General features: G+C 71.1%; 11 protein-coding genes. 3 read left to right on the top strand and 8 right to left on the bottom strand.

From position 1 onward, the window contains the following. Positions 1-21: 21 nt before the first annotated feature. Positions 22-594 carry a TIGR03086 family metal-binding protein gene (locus ACGWYJ_RS35000; RefSeq protein ID WP_395110857.1) on the bottom strand — a complete coding sequence of 191 codons (573 nt, stop codon included), beginning with the start codon at positions 592-594 and terminating at the stop codon, positions 22-24. Positions 595-619: 25 nt separating this feature from the next. Between ACGWYJ_RS35000 and ACGWYJ_RS35005 the strand changes: the two genes are divergently transcribed. After that, the gene (locus tag ACGWYJ_RS35005; RefSeq protein ID WP_395110858.1) at positions 620-823 is read left to right on the top strand and encodes a hypothetical protein; all 204 of its coding nucleotides are present in this window, start codon (positions 620-622) and stop codon (positions 821-823) included. A 39-nt stretch (positions 824-862) separates the two neighbouring features. Continuing rightward, positions 863-1,720 carry a class I SAM-dependent methyltransferase gene (locus ACGWYJ_RS35010; protein WP_395110859.1) on the top strand — a complete coding sequence of 286 codons (858 nt, stop codon included), beginning with the start codon at positions 863-865 and terminating at the stop codon, positions 1,718-1,720. On the opposite strand, the gene ACGWYJ_RS35015 is transcribed toward ACGWYJ_RS35010, so the two are convergent. The 4 genes from ACGWYJ_RS35015 to ACGWYJ_RS35030 all read right to left on the bottom strand — a co-directional run bounded on the left by ACGWYJ_RS35015 (position 1,704) and on the right by ACGWYJ_RS35030 (position 4,702). Further along, complete coding sequence (locus ACGWYJ_RS35015; RefSeq protein WP_395110860.1) at positions 1,704-2,231, bottom strand: hypothetical protein; 528 nt, start codon at positions 2,229-2,231, stop codon at positions 1,704-1,706. The two genes, ACGWYJ_RS35010 and ACGWYJ_RS35015, sit on opposite strands and share 17 nt — an antisense overlap. A 72-nt stretch (positions 2,232-2,303) precedes the next feature. Continuing rightward, positions 2,304-2,777, bottom strand: coding sequence for a Dps family protein (locus tag ACGWYJ_RS35020; protein WP_395110861.1), 474 nt, complete (start codon positions 2,775-2,777; stop codon positions 2,304-2,306). Positions 2,778-2,926: 149 nt separating this feature from the next. Then, positions 2,927-3,304 carry a helix-turn-helix domain-containing protein gene (locus ACGWYJ_RS35025; protein ID WP_395110862.1) on the bottom strand — a complete coding sequence of 126 codons (378 nt, stop codon included), beginning with the start codon at positions 3,302-3,304 and terminating at the stop codon, positions 2,927-2,929. 132 nt (positions 3,305-3,436) lie between these two features. After that, the gene (locus tag ACGWYJ_RS35030; protein WP_395110863.1) at positions 3,437-4,702 is read right to left on the bottom strand and encodes a CinA family nicotinamide mononucleotide deamidase-related protein; all 1,266 of its coding nucleotides are present in this window, start codon (positions 4,700-4,702) and stop codon (positions 3,437-3,439) included. 287 nt (positions 4,703-4,989) lie between these two features. On the opposite strand from ACGWYJ_RS35030, the gene ACGWYJ_RS35035 reads away from it, so the two are divergent. Then, the gene (locus tag ACGWYJ_RS35035; protein ID WP_395110864.1) at positions 4,990-5,208 is read left to right on the top strand and encodes a helix-turn-helix transcriptional regulator; all 219 of its coding nucleotides are present in this window, start codon (positions 4,990-4,992) and stop codon (positions 5,206-5,208) included. A gap of 468 nt (positions 5,209-5,676) precedes the next feature. On the opposite strand, the gene ACGWYJ_RS35040 is transcribed toward ACGWYJ_RS35035, so the two are convergent. From ACGWYJ_RS35040 to rimO, 3 genes are read right to left on the bottom strand one after another with little or no spacing between them, the layout of a single operon-like run. After that, on the bottom strand, positions 5,677-6,189 hold the full coding sequence (locus ACGWYJ_RS35040; RefSeq protein ID WP_395110865.1) for a DUF1990 family protein: 513 nt from the start codon (positions 6,187-6,189) through the stop codon (positions 5,677-5,679). Beyond that, positions 6,189-6,770: a CDP-diacylglycerol--glycerol-3-phosphate 3-phosphatidyltransferase gene (gene pgsA, locus ACGWYJ_RS35045; RefSeq protein ID WP_395110866.1), complete on the bottom strand. Its 582-nt coding sequence runs from the start codon at positions 6,768-6,770 to the stop codon at positions 6,189-6,191. Before pgsA ends, ACGWYJ_RS35040 begins: the two co-directional genes overlap by 1 nt. Next, a complete protein-coding gene (gene rimO / locus ACGWYJ_RS35050; protein ID WP_395110867.1) occupies positions 6,767-8,173 on the bottom strand; it encodes a 30S ribosomal protein S12 methylthiotransferase RimO in 1,407 nt (468 codons plus the stop codon). Before rimO ends, pgsA begins: the two co-directional genes overlap by 4 nt. Positions 8,174-8,217: the final 44 nt, after the last annotated feature.

Raw genomic sequence — 8,217 nt, forward strand, 5'->3', positions numbered from 1 at the left:
TGGACGGACCCCGCCCTTCGATCAGCGACCCCGCCAGGACGGGTCGCGGCCGATGAAGCCCAGGAGCCTGTCCGCGACGTCCGCGTCGGCGGGAACCTCGACCTTGGGGCCGTACTGGCCTGAGGAGCGCAGGACCTGCTCCATCGGCTCCATCTCGGCGAGCAGTCGGGCGCAGAAATCGGGGTCGAGCCGGTCGTCCTGGCCGGTCGCCCTGGACAGGTCCCAGGTGTGCATGAACACGTCGGCGGTGTAGAAGCGGTCGATCGCGACGTCCAGGGGCATGGCGCCGATGTGCGGGTTGGTGAGTTTCCGGTCCGCCGTCTCCGGGTCGTCGAGCACCGCCTGCACGGCGTCGGAGTGCACCTGCCACGCGGCGACCGGATCCTCGTCCACCGACGGGCCGCGGCGGAGCTCGATCCCGGCGCCGGAGGCCAGGAAGCCGGGGAACCAGTCGGTCAGATGGCGTACGACGTCACGGGCCGTCCAGCCGGCGACGGGGGACGGCACGTCCCAGGACTCGGTACCGCGGACCCGGTCGGTGAACAGCCCGGCGACCTGCCGGTGCCGTTCGGCCGGGTGATCAGGCAGCGTCATCGGTCGGTGTCCTCTCCTGGTCGGCGTGACGCTCGGGCATCGCCACGAGGTCATGGTCGAAGGCACCGATCCTATGGCCGAGGCGCTGCGCGCCGTGCCGAGGCACCTGTTCGTCCCGGACGTGGCGTGGGCCGTGTTCGACCGGCCGGCCGGAACGGGAACGCTTCGGCCTCACCGCCCGGTGACCCTCGCGGCCGTTGACGCGGCCGCCCGCCATCCCCCAAGATGAACACATGTTCATGAACAAGTGTTCATTTAGGAGCGGGCGATGACCGTCCACAACACCGAGCAGTTCGAGGCGTGGAACGGCGACGAGGGCGAGGTCTGGGCCGCGGGCGGGCCGGGAGGCAGGGACGGCGAGGACCCGGACGCCGAGCTCACCCGCCGCCTCCTGGACGCCGCCCTCGTCGGCGGCCGGGATCGGGTGCTCGACATCGGGTGCGGTACGGGTGACACCACCCTGATGGCCGCGTCCCGTGCGCCGGAGGGCCACGCCCTGGGGCTGGACCTGTCCGGCCCGATGCTGGACGAGGCGCGGAAGGCGGCGTCCGGGCGAGGCAACGTCGCCTTCGAGCAGGGGGACGCCCAGGTGCACCCGCTGCCCGACGGCGGCTTCGACGTGGCCGTCAGCCGGCACGGTGTGATGTTCTTCGCCGATCCCATCGCCGCGTTCGCCAACGTCCGGAGGGCGCTGCGTCCCGGCGGGAGGCTCGCCTTCATCTGCCCGCAGCCGCCGGAACGCTGCGCCTGGTACGTGGTGCCGGTCGCGGCCTTGCTGGGCATGCCTCCGGAACCGCCGGAGGACGTGGTCGCCGCCTACCCCGGCTCCGCGCCCGCGATGTTCTCCCTCTCCGGGCGCGATCGTGTCGGGGACGTGCTGGGCCGCGCCGGTTTCACCCAGGTGTCGATCGAGGCGATCCACGTCCCGCACCGCTTCGGCGCGACGGCCGCCGAGGCCGCCGACGCCTTCCTGGCCAGCGGTCCCACCCGCTACATCGTCGAGCAGGACGACACGCTGACCGAGGACGAGGCCCGCCGGCGGCTCCGCGCCGCCCTGGCACCGTACGAGGGGCGGGACGGGGTGCTGCTGCCCGGCGCGCAATGGCTGGTCACGGCCGGACGCTGAGCCTCCCGTCCGCGACGACGATCTCCGCCTGGGGAGCGCCGGCGCCGCACTCCCTGCCGTTCGGGTACGTGACGTGCGGCGTGACGCCGATCTTCTGGTCGAGCAGTTCGGCGCCGGCCGCGTCCCGGAGCACCACGGTGACCTGAACGGGCGTGGTGGGGAGGCCGTCCAGGTCGGCGAAACCGTGCTTCCCCCCGTCCGGGGAGGCGATCGCGGAGCACGAGTCCTCCGGCGCGTCACCGGTGCAGCCGGCCGGCACCGCCTTCGTCGACGGCATGAGCTGGATCTCCCGCTCCCGGCACGCCCCGTTCCAGCAGACCGTCATGGCGGCTTCGCCGACCTTCGCCGCGTACGGGGCGGGGATATCGAGCCCGATCCCCTCCCTGGACCCGATGCCCGTGCAGACGCGTCCGCTCGCGCTCGTACCACCGCACGCGGTCACGAGGGCGAGGACGATGGCCGGCCAGGCGGCGGCGCGCAGGCCACCGAAGCCGTTACGGTACGAGCGCATTCCCCTTGGACGTGATCACACGCTCTGGGGGTTCCCCCGGGAGCGAAGTCCTCAGGCGCCGCGGTCGCGGGCTCAGCCGGCGATCTGGACCTGGAACATCCAGTGCTGCTTCTCCAGGGCCGCCACGATCTCGATGAACAGATCCTGGGTGATCTTGTCCGGCTCGTCGGTCACCTCGACCCGTTCCCGGAACCGCTCGATGATCTGCCCGAGGGTGTCGGTGATCGCGGCCACCACCTTGTCGTCGGCCAGGTACCCCGCCTCCAGCTGCGGGAGGACGGTGCGGTCGGCGACGGTGCGGGCACGGCCGTCCGGGTTCACCCCGATCGCGATCGCGCGCTCGGCGACCTCGTCCTGGTACTGGCGGGCCAGGTCGACGACCTCGTCCAGATGCTCGTGGACGACCTTGAAGTTCCGGCCGGTGAGGTTCCAGTGCGCCTGCTTGGCCACCAACGCCAGGTCGATCAGGTCGATCAGCGAGTTCTGGAGGGCGTCGCCCACCGTCTTCTGGGCCGCTTCCGTGAGAGGGCTCTTGACCGCCACCATGGTTCGGCTCCTTCCGCATCGTTGCGTGTTCATGAACAACAACGGAAGGCTCCCCGGTAATGCCGGGATCATTCGTGAAGCCGCCCACACCGTGCGGGCACGCGGTCATACGCGCAGGCCACACGGCCGGGCCGGAGGAGAATCCGCCGTCAGGCGGCCACCATGTCGGCCCGGAACTCGTCCGCGATGCCCTCCGGGGTGGCCGGGATGCTCTCGGACATGGTCTCGTCGATGCGCTCGTCGGCGAGGCGCTCGTGCTCGGGCGCGCCAGCCATGACGGGCTCGTGCTGCAGCTCGGCCAGCGCCAGCTGGTCGGCCACCTCCCGCAGAACGTGCGAGAGCGGCACACCCAGCGCCTTGCAGATCGAGGCCAGCAGTTCCGAGGACGCCTCTTTCTGCCCGCGCTCGACCTCGGAGAGATAGCCGAGGGAGACCCGCGCCGCGGCGGACACCTCACGGAGGGTGCGTCCCTGGCGCAGCCGCAGCTGCCGCAGTACATCGCCGAGCAGCCCGCGAAGCAGGACCATCGTCTCGCTCCCTCCCTCAGTTCGGACCGTCTTGGGTTCCACCGTACCCGCCTGAGACGTGACCGTGGCAGACCGTGGATTTCGTGTTCGCTGGAAACGTAACGCTGTAATCAGTTGAACCCTTCTCGAAGGTCACCCTTCCGGGGTGGCCCCCGGACCCTCGCCGAGCCCGAGAATCACACGTCTTAGCTGCTCAAGGGCGTGGACGACGGTCATTCTCCGGATCACCCCGCGGATCTCGGCGCCCACCCCGGGTACCGGGAGTAGCGGCCGGATCACCCTGGGATTTCCTGTGGGGGTGGCCACTCCGACGAAAATCGTCCCGACCTCGCGGCCGTCCTGCGCCTCGGGTCCGGCCACACCCGTCACGGCGACCCCATAGGTCGCTCCGAGCCGTTCGCGCACTCCCGTGGCCATCGCGGCGGCGACGTCCGGGTGCACCGCGCCGTGCTCGTCCAGGAGCGGAGCCGGAACACCGAGCAACTCCTTCTTCAACGCCGTGGCGTAGGCGACCATTCCCCCGGCGTAGGTGGCCGAGGAGCCGGGCATGCGGGTCAGCTCCGCGCCGATCAGGCCGCCGGTGAGGGACTCCGCCGTGGCCACGGTCGCGGAACGTTCCGCCAGGAGCCCGTGGACGACGCGGTCGAGGGTCTGGTCCCCGGCGCCGTAGACCGCGTCCCCGAGGAGGTCGCGCGCCGTCCGCTCCGCCTCGTCCAGGCGGGCCGCCGGGTCCGGGCCGGTCGCCGTGATGCGGATCTTGACCTCGGCGGGATCGGGCAGGTAGGCGAGCTTGATCCGGTCCATGGCCTCGACGGGGGCCAGCTTGGTGGCCACCACCGACTCCCACAGCCCCGCGGTGCGGAGGGTACGGCGGGCGGCGCGGTTCTCCCCCGCCAGCTCCGGCAGCACCACCTCCTCGATCATCGTCCGCATCTCGAACGGGACGCCGGGCAGCGCGTACACCACGCCGCCGGGCAGCTCCACCCGCAGGCCGGCGGCGCTGCCCGCCGAGTTGAGCAGGATCCCGGCGCCCTCCGGGACGTCCGCCATCCGCAGCGCCATCGGCTGCAACTCCCGCCCGGCCGCCGCGACCCGCTCCCGCAGCCGCCGCTCCAGGCCGGGATCCCGGACGAGCTTCACCCCCGCGGCCGCCGCCAGCGCGTCCCTGGTCACGTCGTCGTAGGTGGGCCCCAGGCCGCCGGTCGTGATCACCGCGTCGGCGCGGCCCAGCGCCTCCCGCACCGCCTCGACGATCACGTCCAGCTCGTCGCCCACGACCACGCTGCGGGTGACCTCCAGCCCGTGCTCGGCGAGCCGCTGCCCCATCCAGGCCGCGTTCCCGTTGACCGTGTCGCCCAGGAGCAGTTCGTCCCCGACGGTGACCAGCTCGACCCGCACCGCGTCCTCCTCCGGCCGACCGGGGGCGCCAGGGCGGCGGCCCGTTATGGCCAAGCGTTCCCTACAGATCCCTGTGTTCGCGGCTCCGAATGTACGGCAACGCCTGGGACGGCCCCGCGCCGCCTCCCCGCTGTCCACATCAGGCCGTTCGGAAACGTTGAGACCGCGTAACGGCCCGGACTAAGAATTGATCAAGTATGAGTTTTCGCCCCCCACCGAAAACCAGGGGTTACCACCTCGTGACGCACCAAGAGAACATCCCCGCATGGACTCGCTCCCTGCCCCGCGTGGACCGTCTCACCTCACGGCAGCGCGAGGTTTTCCTGCTGCTCGGACACGGCATGTCCAACCGCCAGATCGCGCTCACCCTGGTGGTGAGCGAACACACGGTCAAGGCCCATATCGCCAAGATCCTCAAGGAGCTGGGCGTCGAGTCGCGCCTTCAGGCGGGGCTCGCCGCCCTGCTCTACCTCCAGGAGCGCCATCCGGAGGTGGTCGCCGTATAGCGCCTGACGAGCGACGACGCGAGGGCGGGGCGGCCCCGGGCACCGGCGCGGCCCCGCCCTCGCCGCGTGCCGGGCCACGCCCAGCGCACGCCCCCTCCGACCCACCGCACAATTTCAATCGTCAAGCAATTTGTCAGAATGCACTTATCCGGAACTCATCCAAAGTGGCAATTGCCGCGCGCCGCTCGCACCGGGCAGTCTTGAAGCGCATGGGCGGGCCGTCCGAATGCGAGGGAGGGGTGTCCGGACCCCGCCCACGCACACGGATCGGGGAAGTTGAACAATGAAATGTCCGGCTGGGAGCGGGCATTTCCCGGATCCGGGGCGGCGCCCGCGGCAGCGGGGCCGACCGGCGCCGCCCCCCGCGTGGTCATGCGGTCATGCCGCCTCGACCGCATGACCACCACGGGGCGATGCGCACCCCGGCGGGCCGAGGGCGACCGGCCCGCCGGAACGTGCGCGAGACCCTCAGGCGCGGGCCAGACGGCGCAGCACGGCACCGCACCGGCGCGCATAGGCCCGCTGGAACAGCCTCGCCAAAGGCCCCGCCGCACGCGCCAGCCGCGTCGCCGGACGGCTGAACGCCGTGACCGTGAGCCAGACATCCCCCTCGTCGTCCATGTGCACCACGAACGCCTCCTCACCGGATGAGGGATGCCCCGGCAGCGTCCCGTACGCCCAGCCCGCGCGCCGCTCGCCCTCCTCGGCCCACACCACACGACAAGGCGCGCGCAACCGCAACGGCCCCACGCCCAACGAGACCTCTACGGCGACACCGGGCGCAGCCCTGGACGCGGACGCGTTCACCTTGGCGGGCAGGGCCCGATGCATCCAGAACTCCATCAACGCGTCCGCCGCGTTCCGCATCACCTCAGGCCCCGAGCCGACCTCCACACGCACCCGAAGCCACGCGTACCCGGGCGGCACGTCCGCGTTCCGTGTCGCCCCCACCTCCGCGTACGTGAAGCCCTGACCGCCCATCACGCTTCGCTACGGCGGCGCTCGCCCCGCTTCCGCCACACCTGGAGGACGTAGTCGGCCCCGGTCACCAGCGTCACCACCAGCGCCGCCGCCATCGTCACCCAGCGCACCGGATCCAGCGGACCCGGCAGGATGAAGAACCCGATCGCGACGACCTGAAGCAACGTCTTCAGCTTGCCGCCCTTGCCCGCCGGGATCACCCCGTACCGGATCACCACGAACCGCATCACGGTGATCCCGATCTCCCTCACCATGATCGCGACGGTCACCCACCACCACAGCTCACCCAGCAGCGACAGGCTGACCAGCGCGGCACCGATCAGCGCCTTGTCGGCGATCGGGTCTGCGATCTTGCCGAAGTCGGTGACCAGATTGCGCCTGCGGGCGATATCACCGTCGATCTTGTCGGTGATGGAGGCGACCGCGAACACCGCGAGCGCCGCCAGCCGCCACCCGTCCCCCTCCCCGAACAGCAACCACACGAACAGCGGGACCAGGGCGATCCTGACCAGCGTCAGGATGTTGGCGATGTTCCACAACCCCGCCTGCGGCCGGTCGGAGTCCGCGGTGCCGGCGGTCACGGCCCCTCCACCCGGCCGATCAGATCGACCCCTTCACTGCCCACGACCCGCGCGGTGACGATCTCCCCGAGCGGCAGCCCGTCCCCCTGGACCAGGACCGTCCCGTCCACCTCCGGGGCCTGATGCTCGGCCCGCCCCTCCACGCCACCGTCCGCCTTGTCCTCCAGCAGGACACGGACCACCGAACCGACCCGGTCCTCCGCGCGCTGCGCCGTCAGCTCCTCGGCCAACGCCGTGACCTCCTCCACCCGCGCCACCACATCCTCCGGGTCGATCTTGCCGGGCAGGCCCGCCGCCTCCGTACCGTCCTCGTCCGAGTAGCCGAACACCCCGATCGCGTCCAGCCGCGCCTCCGACAGGAACGCCATCAGCTCCTCCACGTCCTCCTCCGACTCGCCGGGGAACCCGACGATGAAGTTGGACCGCACCCCCGCCTCCGGCGCCAGATCCCGCACCCGATCCAGCAACTGAAGGAACCGCTCACGATCCCCGAACCGCCGCATCGAACGCAGCACCGGCCCGCTCGCGTGCTGGAACGACAGGTCGAAGTACGGCACCACCCCATCCGTGCCGCACAGCACCTCGATCAGCCCCGGACGCAGCTCGGCCGGCTGAAGATAGCTGGCCCGGACACGCTCGATCCCGTCCACCGCCGCCAGCCGCGGCAGCAACCCCTCCAACGCCCTCAGGTCACCGAGATCCTTGCCGTACGACGTGGAGTTCTCGCTGACCAGCACCAGCTCCCGCACACCGTGATCCGCCAGCCACCGCGCCTCCGCCAGCACCTCCTCCGGCCGCCGCGACACGTACGCGCCACGGAACGCCGGGATCGCGCAGAACGCGCAACGCCGGTCACAACCGGACGCCAGCTTCAACGGCGCCACCGGCCCCCCGCCCAACCGCCTCCGCAACACCCGCGGCCCCGAAGCGGGCGCCACCCCGTCCGGCAACTCACCATGCCCAGGCGTCACCACACCCGCCGACGGCCGCTCCACAGGACTGATCGGCAACAGCGCGCGCCGATCCCGCGGCGCATGCGCCGCCCGCCGCCGGCCCGCCACCACGTCGTCCAGCCGATCCCCGATCTCCGCGTAATCATCGAAGCCCAACACGGCATCGGCCTCCGGCAACTCCGCCGCCAGCTCCGCCCCATACCGCTCGGCCAGACACCCCGCCGCCACCACCTTGGCACCCGAATCATGCGCCGCCAGCAACGTGTCGATCGAATCCTTCTTGGCCGCGTCGATGAACCCGCACGTGTTCACGACCACCACATCAGCATCATCCGCGGACTCGACCAGGCCCCAACCCGCCTCCTCCATCCGCGCGGCAAGCTCTTCGGAATCAACCTCGTTACGAGCACAACCAAGCGTGACGAGGGAAACAGTACGACGAGTGGACATGCCCCTAACCGTAACGGCAGCAGCGTGTCATTGTGGGGGGCATG

Origin of the sequence: Actinomadura sp. SCN-SB, assembly GCF_043906805.1 — a bacterium.
GTDB lineage: Bacteria > Actinomycetota > Actinomycetes > Streptosporangiales > Streptosporangiaceae > Spirillospora.

Coding starts and splice junctions, on each gene's coding strand:
- ACGWYJ_RS35015 (WP_395110860.1), bottom strand. CDS start 2,231: ATGCGCTCGTACCGTAACGGCTTCGGTGGCCTGCGCGCCGCCGCCTGG.
- rimO (WP_395110867.1), bottom strand. CDS start 8,173: ATGTCCACTCGTCGTACTGTTTCCCTCGTCACGCTTGGTTGTGCTCGT.
- ACGWYJ_RS35010 (WP_395110859.1), top strand. CDS start 863: ATGACCGTCCACAACACCGAGCAGTTCGAGGCGTGGAACGGCGACGAG.
- ACGWYJ_RS35020 (WP_395110861.1), bottom strand. CDS start 2,777: ATGGTGGCGGTCAAGAGCCCTCTCACGGAAGCGGCCCAGAAGACGGTG.
- ACGWYJ_RS35000 (WP_395110857.1), bottom strand. CDS start 594: ATGACGCTGCCTGATCACCCGGCCGAACGGCACCGGCAGGTCGCCGGG.
- ACGWYJ_RS35040 (WP_395110865.1), bottom strand. CDS start 6,189: ATGGGCGGTCAGGGCTTCACGTACGCGGAGGTGGGGGCGACACGGAAC.
- ACGWYJ_RS35025 (WP_395110862.1), bottom strand. CDS start 3,304: ATGGTCCTGCTTCGCGGGCTGCTCGGCGATGTACTGCGGCAGCTGCGG.